The organism is Streptomyces sp. PA03-5A, assembly GCF_033792725.1.
Classification (GTDB): domain Bacteria; phylum Actinomycetota; class Actinomycetes; order Streptomycetales; family Streptomycetaceae; genus Actinacidiphila.
Map to the genome: position 1 here is coordinate 14,680 of NZ_JARAVL010000065.1, position 16,222 is coordinate 30,901.

General features: G+C 74.3%; 9 protein-coding genes. 6 read left to right on the forward strand and 3 right to left on the reverse strand.

Annotated features, from left to right (window positions below; genetic code table 11):
- Positions 1-55: 55 nt before the first annotated feature.
- The 3 genes from tmk to PV410_RS42955 all read left to right on the forward strand — a co-directional run bounded on the left by tmk (position 56) and on the right by PV410_RS42955 (position 7,718).
- Positions 56-3,100 (forward strand): dTMP kinase, encoded by a 3,045-nt coding sequence (gene tmk, locus PV410_RS42945; protein ID WP_500332116.1) that lies wholly within the window; start codon positions 56-58, stop codon positions 3,098-3,100.
- Positions 3,101-3,695: 595 nt separating this feature from the next.
- Positions 3,696-6,947: an AfsR/SARP family transcriptional regulator gene (locus PV410_RS42950; protein ID WP_500332117.1), complete on the forward strand. Its 3,252-nt coding sequence runs from the start codon at positions 3,696-3,698 to the stop codon at positions 6,945-6,947.
- Between the two features lie 72 nt (positions 6,948-7,019).
- Entirely contained in the window at positions 7,020-7,718 is a 699-nt protein-coding gene (locus tag PV410_RS42955) for a DsbA family oxidoreductase (protein ID WP_500332118.1), read from the forward strand.
- Positions 7,719-7,742: 24 nt separating this feature from the next.
- Here the strand turns inward: PV410_RS42955 and PV410_RS42960 are convergent, their stop codons facing one another.
- Both PV410_RS42960 and PV410_RS42965 read right to left on the reverse strand, forming a co-directional pair.
- On the reverse strand, positions 7,743-9,614 hold the full coding sequence (locus PV410_RS42960) for a sigma-70 family RNA polymerase sigma factor (protein WP_500332119.1): 1,872 nt from the start codon (positions 9,612-9,614) through the stop codon (positions 7,743-7,745).
- Between the two features lie 110 nt (positions 9,615-9,724).
- Positions 9,725-10,423, reverse strand: a complete 699-nt coding sequence (locus PV410_RS42965; protein WP_500332120.1) for a TetR/AcrR family transcriptional regulator — start codon at positions 10,421-10,423, stop codon at positions 9,725-9,727.
- Between the two features lie 294 nt (positions 10,424-10,717).
- On the opposite strand from PV410_RS42965, the gene PV410_RS42970 reads away from it, so the two are divergent.
- Positions 10,718-12,097: an NAD(P)/FAD-dependent oxidoreductase gene (locus PV410_RS42970; protein WP_500332121.1), complete on the forward strand. Its 1,380-nt coding sequence runs from the start codon at positions 10,718-10,720 to the stop codon at positions 12,095-12,097.
- Between the two features lie 117 nt (positions 12,098-12,214).
- Positions 12,215-13,864: an ATP-binding SpoIIE family protein phosphatase gene (locus PV410_RS42975; RefSeq protein WP_500332122.1), complete on the forward strand. Its 1,650-nt coding sequence runs from the start codon at positions 12,215-12,217 to the stop codon at positions 13,862-13,864.
- Between the two features lie 7 nt (positions 13,865-13,871).
- Here the strand turns inward: PV410_RS42975 and PV410_RS42980 are convergent, their stop codons facing one another.
- A complete protein-coding gene (locus PV410_RS42980; protein ID WP_500332123.1) occupies positions 13,872-15,119 on the reverse strand; it encodes an MFS transporter in 1,248 nt (415 codons plus the stop codon).
- A 116-nt stretch (positions 15,120-15,235) separates the two neighbouring features.
- On the opposite strand from PV410_RS42980, the gene PV410_RS42985 reads away from it, so the two are divergent.
- The gene (locus PV410_RS42985) at positions 15,236-15,799 is read left to right on the forward strand and encodes a MarR family winged helix-turn-helix transcriptional regulator (RefSeq protein WP_499513091.1); all 564 of its coding nucleotides are present in this window, start codon (positions 15,236-15,238) and stop codon (positions 15,797-15,799) included.
- Positions 15,800-16,222 lie beyond the last annotated feature (423 nt).

Consider the following 16,222-nt stretch of genomic DNA (forward strand, 5'->3'; position numbering starts at 1 on the left):
TGCGGTCCCGGCAGGCGCCCTCCGGGACGGCACCGTGTCCCGATAGGCTGGCGGAATGACGCGATCCGAGCAGCCAACGGACACGTTCGCCGACGAACTCGAGGCCGACTCGCGGCAACGCGCCGTGGGTGCCCTGCTGAAGATCCCTCCCCTGCGCAAGCTGTGGGGCGCTCAGCTGACCGGCACCGTCGGCGACCGGCTCGCCCTGCTGGTCCTGGTCGTCCTGACGGCGCAGGCCGCCGTCGGCGCCCAGGCCTTCGGCGGCGGATACCGCGGCGCGGCCTTCGCGGTCGCGGCCGTCTTCGGGGCGCGGGTCCTCGCCGCCCTGCTCTTCGGCGCCGTACTGCTCGGCCCGCTGGGCTCCCTCACCGGGCCCGGCGGCGTGCTGGACCGCCGGTGGACGATGATCGGCTCCGACGTCGTACGCCTCGCCCTGCTGATCGTCGCCCCGCTGTGGATCGACTGGGTGCCGGCCGACGCCGTCGCCTGGCTGCTGGTCACCGTCTTCGTCACCGGGGTGGCCGAGCGGCTGTGGACCGTCGCCAAGGACGGCGCCGCCCCCGGGCTGCTGCCCGCGTCCGCGCCCGGCGCAGGAACGGTACGTCCGCTGCCCGACCGCCTCGACGCGCTGCGCCGCCTCGACCAGCGCACCGGCTTCGTCGCCTTCCCGATCGCCGCCGCGGGCCTCGTCGTCGTCACGCTCGTCGGCAACCTGATCGGCCTCGGCGTCGACTGGTTCGGCCTGCACCAGGCCGCGCTCGCCTCCTACGTCGCCGCCGGGCTGTTCGCCGCCTCCGGCGCCGTCCTGTACCTGCTGGAGCTGCCGGGCGACCAGGCGACCCCGCTCCGCTCCCCGCTGCAGGGCCTGCGCAGCAACGACCGCGGGCGCACCGGCGCCGTACCGCTGCTCGTGCTCGGCACCACCACCGTCGCCGGTGCCATCGCCGCCGCCGTGGCGCTGGCCGTGCTGCACGCCGCCGACCTCGGCGGGGGCCCGGTCGGCTACGGGCTCCTGGTGCTGGCGCTCACCGCGGGCCCCGTACTCGGCATCCGGATCGCCCCGCACACCTTCCCGGGACTGTCCAGGCGCCGCCTGCTCGCCATCGCCATCGCCGTCACCGGTATGGCCCTGCTGCTGACCGGCATCGTGCCAGACCCGACGACGGTGCTGCTGCTGGCGCTGCTCGCCGGCACCGCGGCCGGGATCACCGCCAACACCGGGCACGTCCTCATCGACCAGGAGACCGAGGAGTCCCGCCGGGCCCGCGCCACCGACCACCTGCACGCGGTCGCGCGCCTGCTCATGGCGGTCGGCGCCGTCGGCGCCCCCCTGCTGGCCGGGGGCATCGGCCCGCACCGCGTCGTCAACGGGCACTTCACCTTCGACCACGGCGGCGCCGCCTACGCCCTCATGCTGATCGGCGCCCTGCTGCTGCCCGTCGCCGCGCTCGTCCTCGGCAAGACCGACGACCGCCAGGGCGTCCCCCTGCGCCGCGACCTGCGCGAGGCGCTGCGTGGCGGCGACCCCGAGCAGGCGCCCGCCCCCACCGGCTTCTTCATCGCCGTCGAGGGCGGCGACGGGGCCGGCAAGTCCACCCAGGTCGAAGCCCTCGCCGAGTGGATCCGCGGCAAGGGCCACGAGGTCGTCGTCACCCGCGAGCCGGGCGCCACGGCGGTCGGCAAGCGGCTCCGCTCGATCCTGCTCGACGTCTCCAGCGGCGGGCTCTCCCACCGCGCCGAAGCCCTGCTGTACGCCGCCGACCGCGCCGAGCACGTCGACACCGTCGTACGCCCCGCGCTGGAGCGCGGCGCGGTCGTCATCTCCGACCGCTACATCGACTCCTCCGTCGCCTACCAGGGCGCCGGGCGCGACCTCGCGCCGACCGAGATCGCCCGCATCTCGCGCTGGGCGACGGACGGTCTCGTCCCGCACCTGACCGTCCTGCTCGACGTCACGCCCGAGGCGGCCCGCGAACGCTTCACCGAGGCGCCCGACCGGCTCGAGTCCGAGCCCGCGGAGTTCCACGACCGCGTGCGCTCCGGCTTCCTCACGCTCGCCGCGGCCGACCCCGCGCGCTACCTGGTCGTCGACGCGGCCCAGGAGCCGGAGGCCGTCACGACAGTGATACGGCACCGTCTCGACGAGATCCTCCCCCTGTCGGAGAAGGAGGTCGAGGCCCGCGAGGAGGCCCGCCGCCAGGCCGAGGAGGACGCCCGCAGGCGCGCCGAGGAGGAGGCCGCCCGCAAGGCCGAGGAGGAGCGGCTCGAACGCGAGCGCCAGGCCCAGCTGGAGAAGCTGCGCGCGGAGGAGGAGGAACGCCGCCGCCGCGCGGAGGAGGCCGCCCGCCTCGAGGCCGAGGAGGCCGCCGCGGAGGAGGCCCGCCGCCAGGCCGAGGAGGCCCGCAGGCAGGCGGAGGAGGAGCGCGCCCGCCGCGAGGCCGAGGAGCGCGTCCGCCGCGAGGAGCAGGAACGCCTGCGCCGCCAGGCCGAGGAGGAGGCCCGTCTCCGCGCCGAGGCCGAGGAACGCCGCCTGGAGCGCCAGCGCAAGGCCGAGGAGGCCCTGATGCGGGCCGAGCAGGCCCGCGTCGAGGCGGAGGACACGACGAAGACCGTGGAGACCCCGCGGCCGCCGGCCCCCTCGGCCGGGGCGGCCGGGGACGCGGAGACCGCCGTGCTGCGCGCGGTGCCGGTCGATGACGCGACGGCGGTCCTGCCGCCGGTCAAGCCGGCCTTCCCGGACTTCACGAAGACCGCCGAGACGCCGCGGCCGCCGCGGCCCGCCGCGCCCACCGAGCCCACCGACGCGGAGGAGACGGCCGTTCTGCCCCCGGTCACTCCCGGCGCTGCGGACGACACGGCCGTCCTGCCGCCCGTCCCCTCCGCGGACCGTGTGCCGCCCGGCATCTTCCGGCCCGAGGAGCCGGCTGCGGCGCCGCGTGACCCGGAGAACGAGCGCACGCGCGAGATGCCGTCCGTCCCCGCGGAGGGGCGCCGCCCCCGCCCCCGCCCTTCATGGGCCGAGGAGACCCCCCTCGACGACCTCCCCTCCCTCGCGGACGAGCTCCTCGGCCCGCGCGACGAGGACGACGACCGGAACTAAGCCCTCCGGGGGGCACCGTTCCGCATGCGGTGCCCCTTACGGCCGGGTGTGCGGGTGCGGCGCCGTTGTGGTTGCGGTTGTGGTTTCTCCCCCGCCTTCCCGCCCTCCCCCCAGCCTTCGGCCGGGGGGACCCCCATGGGGGCATCCCGCCACACCCCCTCCTGCCGGCTTGGGCGGCTAACGGCCGGACGGGGTTCAGAGAGCGGTCCGGGGTTGCCGCAGGTGCCCGACGCCCCCCACCGGCCGTCATGCGCCCCGACACACGGGAGGGGGTGTGGCGGGGTGCGCCCGGAAGCGACGAGCGGCGGACCCGGTGCCGAATACTGCAGGGGTAAACCGCGAGCGCTGTGGGGGTCCCCCCGGCCGAAGGCTGGGGGAGTGCGCCGGCGCGGCCCCGACTCCGGCACATGGTGCGCAGGCCCGCACTGACCGCGCCGGGCAATCGGGAGGGGCGGGCGGGGGGATGCCCGCCGCAGGCGCCACGCACCGACACACGAACGACGGGCCGTACCGCGAACCCCGGTCCGCGAAGCGCAACGCACCCGCATGGGGAAACGGCTTCGCCTCGCAGAGCCCGCACCGTAAGAATGGCCCCGTGCGGTACCTGATCCTCGGCGCCACGGAGGCGCGCAGCCCCACCGGCGCGCCCGTGCCGCTGGGCAGCGGCAAGCGGCTGCGGGCCCTGCTCGCCGCACTCGCGCTGCACGCCCCGCACGCGGTGTCTACGGACGCCCTGATCGCCGAGGTGTGGGGCGGCGAGGGCGACGAGCCGCCCCAGGACGCTCCCGGCGCACTGCAGGCGCTCGTGTCGAGGCTGCGCCGCGCCCTCGGGTCCCAGGACAACACGATCGCCTCGGGCCCCGCCGGCTACCGCCTGGTCACGGCCACCCCGGACGACGTCGACCTCCACCTCTTCGAGCGCCTGGCACACGAAGGCAGTGCCGCCCTCGACGCCGGTGACCCCGACGCCGCCGCGGAGACCCTGGAGGCCGCGCTCGCGCTGTGGCGCGGCCCCGCCCTGGCGGACCTGCCCGACCGGGGTTCCGCCGCCGCCCGGGCGGAGGACCTGCGGCTGACCGCGACGTACCGCCGCATCGAGGCGTGCCTGGTGCTCGGCCGCGCCGGTGAACTGCTGCCGCAGCTGCGCGGGCTGGTCGCCGAGCACCCGCTGCACGAGCCGTTCCGGGCGCAGTTGATACGGGCGCTGCGCGCGACGGGCCGCTCCGCCGACGCCCTGGCCGCGTACGAGGACACCCGCCTGGCCCTCGCCGACCGCCTCGGCACCGACCCGGGCGCCGAACTCAAGACCCTGCACGCCCAGTTGCTGTCGGCCGAACCGCAAGCGCCGGCCCCGACGGCCACTCCCGCCCCCGCCCCCGCCGCCCCGCCCCGCACCGGAAACCTGCGGGCCCGCCTCACCAGCTTCGTCGGCCGTGAGGCCGAACTGGGCGTGCTGCGTGCGAGCCTGACCGACGGCAGGCACCGCCTGGTGACGCTGACCGGCCCCGGGGGCTCGGGCAAGACGCGGTTGTCGCAGGAGGCCGCGGCCGCGGTGGCCGGGGCCTCCGCGTACCCGGACGGGGTGTGGCTGGCGGAGTTCGCCCCGCTGGACCGCCCCGCCGCCGTGCCGGACGCGGTGCTGAGCGCGATCGGACGCCGTGACACGGCCGTGCTGGCCGCCGCCCGAGAGGTGCGCAGCGCGGGCCAGGAGGCCGACCCGGCCGCCCGGCTCCTGGAGCACTGCGCGCAGCGCCGCATGCTGCTGGTGCTCGACAACTGCGAGCACGTCATCGACGCCGCGGCCGCCCTCACCGACCAGTTGCTCGCCGCCTGCCCCGGTGTGACCGTGCTCGCCACGAGCCGCGAGCCGCTGGGCCTGCAGGGCGAGACGGTGCGCCCGGTCGAGCCGCTGCCGTTGCCGACCGCGCACCGGTTGTTCGTGGAGCGCGCGGCGGCCGTGCGTCCCGGGTTCGACGCGGACCTCGACCACACGGCGGCGGTGGACGAGATCTGCCGCCGCCTGGACGGGCTGCCCCTGGCCATCGAGCTGGCCGCCGCGCGGCTGCGGGTGCTCACCCCGCGGCAGATCGCGGCCCGCCTCGACGACCGTTTCCGGCTGCTGACCGGCGGCAGCCGCACCGCGCTGCCCCGCCAGCAGACGCTGCGCGCGGTCGTCGACTGGAGCTGGGACCTGCTCGGCGAGGCGGAACGCACGACGCTGCGCCGGCTGAGCGTCTTCGCCGGCGGCTGCACGCTGCAGGCGGCGGAGGCCGTGTGCGGGGAGGAGGCGCTGGAGCTGGTCGGCCAGCTCGTGGACAAGTCCCTGGTCGTCGTCGACCACGGCGCGGAGGAGGTGCGCTACCGGCTGCTGGAGACGATCCACGAGTACGCTGCCGAGCGCGCCGCCGGTGATCCCGCCGACCTGGCGGAGGCGGCCCGCCGCCACACCGCGTACTTCGCGGACTTCGCCCGCACCGCGGACTCCGGCCTGCGCGGCCCCGATCAGTTGGTCTGGGCGGCCCGTGTGGAGGCGGACCTGGACAACGTACGGGCCGTGCTGCGCCGGACGATCGACGCGGGGGACGAGGCCGAGGGGATCGAACTGGCCCTGGCCATGGGCTGGTTCTGGTGGCTGCGCAACTTCCGCGACGAGGCGCGGGAGTGGCTCGTCCGGCTCATCGGGCTTGCCGAACTCCCCGACGATCCCGGCGCCCCGGGCTTCTGGTCGCGCATGAACCTGCGGCTGCTCCACCTCTTCGTGGTCAGCGACACCATCCCCCGCGAGGAGATGCAGAGCCGGGAGATGCTGGCGCTGGCCTCGCGGATCGTCGAGGTGTACAGCGTGCCGGGCCCGCACTCGGCGCGCTTCCCCGGCATGCTGTGGCCGTTCTGCGACTACGTCGTGGGCCGCCACGAGGCGATCCGGGGGCACGCGGACACGATGGTGGCCACCTGCCGCGCGTACGGCGGCGCGTGGGAACTGGCGGCGGCGCTGATGTTCCGTACGCACATCACGATCGACCTCCCCGGCGGGCTCCCCCGGGCCGACGCGGACTGGCCGGAGCTGCTGGAACTCAGCGAGCGGCTCGGGGACCGCTGGATGCGCGCCCAGGTCTGCGAGGCCGGTGCCGAGATGGCGCTGGCGTACGGCGACTACGCGGCGGCGCGGGCGGACCTGGAGGAGGCCCTGCGGCTCGGCGGTGAACTGGGCGCGCACGTCGAGGGCATCTTCGTCCGTTCCCGCATGGGTGAGGTGGCCCACCGCGAGGGCGACGACGCCCGCGCCGAGGAGCTGCTGCGCCAGGCGGCCGAGGAGGCCGAGCAGTACGGGGTGTGGGACGCCCGCGCCTACATCCGAGCGCTGCTGGCGACGATCGTGCTGCGCCGGGGCGAGCTCCGGGAGGCCCGGGAGCTGGTCGACCTCGCGCACAGCGAGGGCCGTCTGGGCACGCCCCCACCGGACTTCGAGCTGCTCGTGGCGAGCCTTTCGGCCCGGGTGGCCGCCGCCGAGGGCGACACGGCGGGTGCCCTGGCCGGGCTCGCGGAGGCACTGCGCGCGGGACTCGACGGCTTCTGCGCCGAACCGCGTCTGGCGGCGGTGGCCGAGTACGCCGCCGAGGTGCTGGTGGCCGTCGGCGATCCCGTACGGGCCGCCCGGCTGCACGGTGCGGCCGACGGCCTGCGCGCGGACCTGCCGCGCCCGGTCCCGGAGGAGGAGGGGGTGCGCGCGGTGGAGGCGGCGGCCCGTGCGGCCCTGGGGGACGAGCCGTACGAGCGGGCCCGCACCGCAGGCCACGGGCTGGGCGGCGAGGGCGCCTACGCGCTGCTGGCCGAGGTGATCGCTTAGGGGAATGGCCGGGGACGGGCTCTTCGTTGCAGGCTTGAGGATTCAACTGACGGTTTTGGTGACGGAGAGAGCATGAAGGTCGAGATCTACAGCGACATCGCCTGTCCCTGGTGCTACGTCGGCAAGCGCCGCTTCGAGCGGGCGCTGGCCGCCTTCCCGCAGGCCGACCAGGTCGAGGTGGTCTACCGCCCCTTCCAGCTCGCCCCCGACAAGTCCGACACCCCCGAGCCCCACCGCGCCTACCTCGACGAGCGCTACGGCCCGCAGTCCGCGGCGATGGACGCCCGAGTGGCGGAGCTCGGCCGCGCCGAGGGCCTCGCCTTCGACTTCGACCGCGCCATCGAGAACAACACGCTGCTCGCCCACCGCCTGCTCTGGCACGCCCTGGACGCGTACGGCGCCAAGGAGCAGGCCGCGCTCAAGGACCGGCTGCTCGTGGCGCACTTCGCCGAGGGCGCCGACGTCGGCGACCGCGGCACCCTGGCCGCGCTCGCCGCCGAGGCCGGGCTGGACCGCGACCGCGCGGCCGCCTTCCTCGCCTCCGACGAGGGCCTCGCGGAGGTGCTGGCCGAGATCGACGACGCCCGCAGCATCGGTGTGAACGCCGTCCCGACCTTCGTCTTCGAGGGCAAGTGGGCCGTCCAGGGCGGCCAGGAGACCTCGACCTTCCTGCGCGTGCTGGAGCAGGTCGCCCAGGAGACCGGCACGGTACCCGCCGCCCCCGCGGCGGACGCCTGCGCCGACGGAGCGTGCGAGGTCCCCGCCGGCTGAACCGGCGGGGAGCGGCGGCACAACTCAGTCGCAGGTGATCCGCGACACCGCCCAGTCCGCGACGTTCACCAGGTGGAACCTGCGCGTCGGCTCGACCGTCAGCCGGATGCGGGCGTTGCCGGCGATCGGCACGTGCACCGGCACCCCCGGGTCACCACCGCGCAGCACCTCGGAGCGCCACAACCGCCCGTGGTCGCCGTGGACCGAGAAACGCGCCGCGCCGAAGCCCAGTGCGACGTCGTCGATGCCGACGACGGCGTCGAAGGCGGTGCAGGAGCGGTTGAGGTCGATGGTGACGGTGGACGGCGCACCGACCGTGACGCCGTCGGGGTAGCGCGTGCCGTCGATGCCGAGGCCCCAGCGCTGCCAGACCCAGTCGCCGAGCCGGATCGTGGGCCGGTCCGACCGGCCGAGGACGCCGTGCCCGAGCGCGCTCAGCCGGTAGACCACCGGCTCGGGCGCCTGGGTCGGCGTCGGCGTCGGTGTGGGCGTGGGCGTCGGCCCGGGGGTACGGCTGGGGTACGGCGCCGGGGGCTCGCTGGGTGTGGGCGCCGGCTCCTCGACGGGGCGCGCCGAAGGCGTCGGGGTCGGGGTGACGGCCCGTACGGGAGCCTGGACGGACGGCGTCGGGCTCGGCGCCGGGGAGCGCCGCGACGGCGAGGGGGTCGGTGTGGGGGCCGGCGCCGGTACGACCGGCGCGGCCGAGGGCTTGCTCTCCACCTGCGGCGAGGGTGTGCTGTCGTTCCCGGTCAGGGCGATCGCCACCACGGCACCGGCCGCCGCGAGCGCCAGCCCAGCGGCAACGGTGATCTTCACCGGTGCGGCGGCCCCTTCGGCGGCCGCCGCACCACCGGCACCCGCCGCCGCACCACCGCCCGAAGCGCCGCCCGACGCTGCGGCGGCCGCGGCACCCGCGCCGGCACCGGCCGCCGCACCGCCCGCGGCGATGCCCGCCGCCTTCGCCGCGTACGCCGCGCCGAACCAGCCGACGACCGCGACCGGCAGCAGCCCCTTGAGCGCCGCGTTCACGTCCGCCAGCTCCGCCGCCGCGAGGCGGCACTTGGCGCATTCCTCCAGGTGCTTGCGCAGCTCCCGGTCGGCCCGCATCCGCAGACCGCCGCGGGCGTGCGCGCCGAGCCGGTCCGCGTAGCGCGCGCAGGCCCCCTCGGCGGTCAACGAGGACGAGACGTGCGCCTGCAGGTAGGCCTGGCGCAGTCCCTCGCGGGCGCGGTGTGCGAGGACGGCCGTCGCGTTGGCCGTCAGGCCGAGCAACGGAGCGACCTTGCTGGGTGACTCCTCCTCGACCGCGGTGTGCCACAGCACCGCCTGCCAGCGCTCGGGGAGCGTACGGAAGGCCTGGATGGCCAGCGAGCGTTCGGCCTCGTGCATCGCGCGCACGTCCGCACCCAGCTCCTGGGCGCCCTCGCCCGCCGCGGCACCGGCCGACGTGACCGCGAACACCGCGAAGTCGTCGACCAGTTGCTCCCGTTTGGCGGTGCTGCCCCACGACGCGGCCACCCGCCGCACCGTGGTGAGCAGGTAGGCCCGCACGGCGGCGTCCGGGCCGCTGCCGCCGCGGATCGCCTGCAGCGTGCGGGCGAAGACCTCGCCGGTCAGGTCCTCCGCGGTGTGCCGGTCACGGCAGCAGCCCCGTGCGTAGCGCCGCACGGCCGCCACGTGCCGCCGGTACAGCTCCTCGTACGCGCTGTCGTCGCCGCCGCGCACACGGGCGACCAGGTCGGCGTCGGACAGCTGCGCCCCGGGGGTGTCCGGGGCCTCGGGGAGGCGTTCCGCGAGCGGATCCCGCTGCCCGGGTACACGGCCGGACGGCGGGTCCGCACCGGAGTCCGCCCCCGCCTCCGCGGGTGGACCGGACTCCCCGTTTCCTTCATCCACGGGCGTAAGAGTGGCACACCCGTACCGTCCGACGAGCTGTCAAGCACCAGAACCACCCGTCCGGGGAGTTTCACCCCCCGGACGCGGGTCATCACCTGAACGGGTCAGCCTCACGCTCCCGGACGGGAGCGCAGCCCCTCCAGCAGGATGTCCAGCAACCGGCCCGAGGCGGCCGCCTGTTGGGCGGGGTCCGGCAAGGACGGCGCCGAGGTGGCGATGACCAGCAGCACGTCGGCCACCGACACGTCCGCGCGCAGTTCACCGGCCGCCCGCGCCCGCTCCACCAGCTGTCCGACGACGTCCAGCAGCGTGGCCACACCGGCGCCCGAGGCGACGTCCTCCCCCGCCCCGCGCTGCTGCGGTACGCGCGCCCCGTCCGAGGTACCGGCCGGCTGCACGTGCAGCACCTGCGGCGGCAGCAGCCGCCCGGCGCCGGAGGCCACCGACGTCCGCAGGAAGCGGGACAGCGCCGACCAGGCCTCCTCCTCCTGGCCCAGGGCCGCGCGCGCCTGCTCCGTCAGGCGTGCCGTCTCCTCCTCGGCTATGCGCCGCACCAGCACGTCCTTGCTGGGGAACCGCCGGTAGACGGTGCCGACGCCCACCCGGGCCCGCCGCGCCACGTCCTCCATCGGCGCGCCGTACCCCAGCTCGCCGAAGACCTCGCGGGCGGCCCGCAGCACGTGCTCGAGGTTGCGTTGCGCGTCCACGCGCAACGGCGACGTACGACTGCCGCCGACACCCCGTACGACCGTTTCCGGATGACCGCTGACGGTCGCGGTCATCGCCCATTGAGGGTCCTGGATATGCATATGTGTATCCCCCGGTTAATCGCGTCTCCCCCCGGAGACTCCCCACCCCATGATCGCCGGGAGACGGCGGACGACGCCGCACGGGCACCCCGGCCGGATACGAACATAGTTGAGCCCCGGTCAAGAATGAAGGGGGAGTCCACCCACGATCGGAGTACCACGGCCGCCGATTCTCCGTTCCGGCACTTCACACCGGTCGGCAACCCGCCCGTGACCTGCCGGAGAACAGGATTCGGCCATTCATTGCCGTACGCCCTGTGGACAAACCCCGATGGCCCATTGCCTCATGGGACGATGGCAGCACTCAAGGGGCCGTCCGGTGCGGCAGAAGAATCCGGGATCCCACGCATCCTGGTCGTCGGCGGCGGTTATGTGGGCATGTACACCGCTTTGCGGCTGCAGCGCAGGCTGAAGCGCGACGAAGCGGAAATCGTCGTGGTCGAACCGCAGCCTTATATGACCTATCAGCCCTTCCTGCCCGAGGCGGCGGCCGGCTCCATCTCGCCGCGCCACGTCGTGGTGCCCCTGCGCCGGGTCCTGGACCGCTGCACGCTGGTCGTCGGCGAGGCCCGGCGCATCGACCACGGCAAACGGGTCGCCACCCTCACCACCCTCGCCACCAAGGAGGAGGGCTCCGCCGCGCTGGAGCTGCCGTACGACCACCTGGTGCTGGCACCCGGCTCGGTCTCCCGCACCCTGCCGATCCCCGGCCTCGCCGAGCACGGCATCGGCTTCAAGACCGTCGAGGAGGCCATCGGGCTGCGCAACCACGTCCTGGAGCAGCTCGACATCGCCTCCTCCACCCGGGACGTCGAGGTCCGCGAGGCCGCCCTGACCTTCGTCTTCGTCGGCGCCGGCTACGCCGGCGTGGAGGCCCTCGGCGAGCTGGAGGACATGGCCCGCTACGCGGTGCGCTACTACCACAACGTCGAGGCCGACGACCTGAGGTGGATCCTGGTGGAGGCCACCGACCGCATCCTCCCCGAGGTCGGCGAGGAGATGGGCCGGTACGCCGTCCGCGAGCTGCGCGGCCGCAACGTCGACATCCGCCTGAACACCCGGCTGGAGTCCTGCGAGAACCGCATCGCCGTCCTCGACGACGGTTCCCGCCTCCCCACCCGCACCCTGGTGTGGACGGCCGGGGTCAAGCCGCACCCCGTGCTCTCCCGCACCGACCTGCCGCTCAACGGGCGTGGCCGGATCAAGTGCACCGCGGACCTGCGGATCGCCGGCACCGAGGGCGCCTGGGCCGCGGGCGACGCCGCCGCCGTCCCGGACGTCACCTCCGACGACCCCGAGGCGCTTTGCGCGCCCAACGCCCAGCACGCCCTGCGCCAGGCCCGGGTCCTGGCCGACAACATCATCGCGACCCTGCGCGGCGAGCCGCTGACCGACTACCGTCACGAGTACGCGGGCTCGGTCGCCTCACTCGGCCTCCACAAGGGCGTGGCACAGGTCTACGGGCGCAAACTCAAGGGCTACCCTGCCTGGTTCATGCACCGCGCGTACCACCTCAGCCGGATGCCCACCTTCAACCGCAAGGCGCGCATCCTGGCCGAATGGGTCCTGTCCGGGCTCTTCAAACGGGAGATCGTCTCGCTCGGCTCACTGGAGAACCCCCGCGCCGAGTTCGAGCTCGCCGCGGAGACCGGCCGCAAGCCCGACGCGCCCTGACCGCCAGTGCGGATGCGGTGGCCGATTCCCCCGGAGCGGTGGGTCGGCCACACTGGACCCCGTGACCAAGCGTGCGTCAGCACCTGCAAAGAGTGACAAATACGAGGAATCGGACGTTTGAACCTCACGCGTTGGAGCGCCCGGCTCCCCGGAACACAACGACGCAATGCCCAGGCGGCGGCCGCCGGTGCCGAACCCCCGTCCGGCGGAGCGGTCCCCGCGGCGCGCGGCGAGGCCGCCGAGCACCCCGACGCGCCGGCGCACACCCTCGACGCGCTCCCCGTACGCGAGGTGCTGGGCCGGCTGCCCGCCCTCATCGCGGTCACGCACGGGCCCACGCACCACCTCGGGTACGTCAACGAGGCCTGGACCGAGGTCTTCGGCCCCCGCACCGCAGGGGAGCCGGCCCGCGAGTCCCTCCCCGAGCTCGCCGAGCTCGGTCTGCTCCCCCTGATGGACCAGGTCTTCCGCAGTGGCAAGCCCCGCACCGTCAAGGCCCGCAGGGTCGCCACCGCCACCCGGCAGGGCTACTTCACCCTCACCTGCAGCCCCGTCCCGGTGAAGGACGGCGGCGACACCGGCGGTGTCCTGGTCTTCGCCACCGACGTCACCGACCAGGTCCAGGCGGCCGAACGCCTCCGCGAGAGCGAGCGCCGCCTCCACGCGACCGCCGTCACCCTCCAGCGCAGCCTGCTCCCCCAGGAGCTCGAACAGCCCGACGACCTGCGCGTCGCCGCCACCTACCAGCCCGGCGGCACCGACGCCGCCGTCGGCGGCGACTGGTACGACGTCATCACCCTCGGCGCCGGCCGCACCGCCCTCGTCATCGGCGACGTCATGGGCCGCGGCGTGCGCGCCGCCGCCGTCATGGGGCAGCTGCGCACCGCCGTCCGCGCCTACGCCCGCCTCGACCTGCCCCCGCACGAGGTCATCCAGCTCCTCGACGGCCTCGCCGCCGAGATCGACGCCACCCAGATCGCCACCTGCGTCTACGCCGTCCACGACCCCAGCGAGGGACGGCTGGCGTACGCCTCCGCCGGCCACCTGCCGATCGTCGTCCGCGACGCCGACGGAACCGTCCGCCGCGCCGACGAACCCACCGGCCCGCCGCTGGGTACCGGCGGCTGGGTCCACACCTCAGGCTCCGTCCCCCTCGGGCCCGGTGCCACCGCCGTGCTCTACACCGACGGCCTCATCGAGCGCCGCGGCGAGGACATCGACGAGGGCGTCTCCGCCCTGATGAACGCCCTCGCCGGTGCCACCGGCAGCCCCCAGGTCATCTGCGACCGCCTGTTGCGCGCCCTCGGGGTCACCTCCGAGCACGCCGACGACGTCGCCGTGCTCGTCATGCAGTACCCGCAGCACGAGGGCAATGACTCCGAGCTGTTCCGCAACGCCTCCCTGGAACTGCTGGGCGGCATCGAGGCGGCCCCCCGTGCCCGCGCCTTCGCGCAGGGCGTGCTGACCTCCTGGCGCTTCCCCGTCGAACTCGTCGACCTCGGCGTCCTCGCCGCCAGCGAACTGGTCGCCAACTCGCTCCAGCACGGCGTCCCGCCCATGCGGCTGCGGCTGCGCCGCACCGACCGGCGCCTGATCATCGAGGTCACCGACGGCGACGACCACCTGCCGCGCCGCCGCCGCGCCGAACCGGCCGACGAAGCCGGCCGGGGCATCTCCATCATCGCCACCATCGCGTCCGCCTGGGGATCCCGGCGGACCCCGGGCGGCGGCAAGGCGGTGTGGTGCGAGTTCGCGCTCCCCACCTGAGGGAGGATCACGCCGCCAGCACGGGCTCGTGCAGCGGCGCGTCCTGCCCGACCGTGAGACGCCGGCCCAGCCGCACCGAGAGCACGCTGACCGCCAGCGAGCACGCGACCAGCATCACGATGTACTCGGCGTACATCCCGCTGCCCGCCATGAGCCCGCCGACCGCCGGGCCCACGGCCAGCGCCAACTGCTTCACCAGCGCGAACGCCGAGTTGTACTGGCCGACCATCCGCTCCGGCGCCATGTCCGCCACCAGCGGTGCGACCGTCGGCGACAGCATCGCCTCGCCGAGCCCGAACAGCGCGTACGTGCCGATCAGCATGGCCGTCGCGATCCCGTGCGCGGAGCCCGTGAGCCCCGCGAGACCGGCGACCACCCACGCCAGGGCCCACAGCAGACCGACCGCCGCGATCACCCGGCTGCGCCGCCGCCGTTCCACCGGGCGCAGGACGAGGAACTGCGCCACCACGATCGCCGCGGTGTTCGCCGCGAGGGCGACGCCCAGCGTCGCCGGCGACACCTTGGTCACCTCGACCGCGTACGCCGACAACCCCGACTCGAACTGCCCGTAGCAGGCGAAGAACAGCACCCCGCCCAGCACGCACAGCTGCACCATCGCCCGGTCGGCGAACAGCGCCCGCCAACCGCCGGCCGCCTGGTCCGTCGGCGCCGCCTCCATGCGCGCCGCCTTCGGCAGCCGCACGGAAGCCGCGACGACACCGAGGACCACGAACATCGCGGCCTCGATCGAGAACAGCAGCGTGAAGGAGTCCGGCCGCGAGGTGTCGACCAGCAGCCCGCCCAGCAGGCCGCCGACACCCAGCCCGAGGTTGCTCAGGAAGAACTGCGTCGCGAAGGCCCGCGACCGCGTCTTCGGCGTGGAGCACCACACGATGAGCGTGGCCAGCGCCGGCTGCATCACGGCGATGCCCGCGCCCATCACCGCGGACGCGGCGATCACCAGGGGGGCGCTCGAGGCGAGCCCGAAGCCCATGGAGCCCACCGCCGCCGCGCACGCACCGGTCAGCAGCACGGGCAGCGGGCCGCTCCGGTCGATCGTCCGACCGGTGAACGGCAGCACGGCGAGCGCGGCGACGGCGAACGCGGACAGCACGACACCCGCCGTGCCCGCTCCCAGTCCCCGCACCTGCGCCACGTAGACGAACAGGAACGGGACGGTGAAACCGTTGCCGAACGCGCTCAGCGCGTTGCCCAGCTGGATCCGGCGCAGCGCGGCGCCCATCGCGGTGGTCACACTCACCCCTTAGCTCAGTAGTCCTCGAACTTGAAGACTTCAACTTTAAACTTCGAAGCTAAACAGTACATGCCGGAAGTCTTTAGGGCCAACGAGTTTCGTGGGACACTCCTGCCATGACGAGTGCAGCCGACGGCCCTGCCGGCACCCCGCAGGAGCTGGACCTCGATGAGCAGATCGCGATCTACCAGCGCGAATACCCCGAGGTGGACCCCCAGGTCGAGAAGATCGTCACGGCCCTGGGCAGGCTCAACCGCCGTATGAACGTGGGCTACAGCCGGCACCTGTCGGCCGTCGGCATCACCAGCGCCGAGTGGGAGGTCCTCAAGGCCCTTGTGGTCGTGGGCCGTCCGTACCGCCTCGGCCCCGGCGACCTGGCCAAGCGACTCGGTCTCACCCCGGCCGCCATGACCCACCGCATCGACCGCATGGTGGCGGAAGGTCTGGTCACCCGGGAGCGTGACGAGAGCAACCGCGTCCGCGTCATCGTGGAGCTCACCGACCTCGGCCGCAGCAAGTGGCTGGAGACGATGCGCATGGCCTCCGTCTTCGAAGCGGACCTCCTCCAGGACCTCGCCCTCGACGAACGCAACGTCCTGGGCGACCTCCTGACCCGTCTCCTCCGCCGCGTCGAGGCCGACCAGCCGGACGCCGGCGGCCGCCTGAGGGACCTGGACTGACCCGGCTGCCCCGGTTTGACAGACGTACGGGGGATCCGTAATGTTCTCCGAGTTGCCCGCCGGTGAACACCGACTCCGGTCGGTCCCCGGGCAGCCATTCCGCAGGGCCCACCTCGATGAACGGCTTCGTGCCGTCTCGTTCGCGTGTGCGTTTTTCGGAATGAGGATCGACGGAATTGCTCGATTGGCATCGGGCGCCACTGATCCGCTAATGTTTCACCAGTCGGAACGGCCCAACGGCCGCGAGGACAAGCCCCGCTGACCGGGGATCAGGCCGGAAACGGTCTGATAGAGTCGGAAAAGCCGAAAAGCGAAAGCCGGACGGCGAAACCCCCTCCAGAGGGTGGCAGAGAAGGAAATCGGATCTGCTAAGCTGGAGACAACGAAGGGAAAGCCCGGAGGGGCCGGTGAAACGGTCTCGAA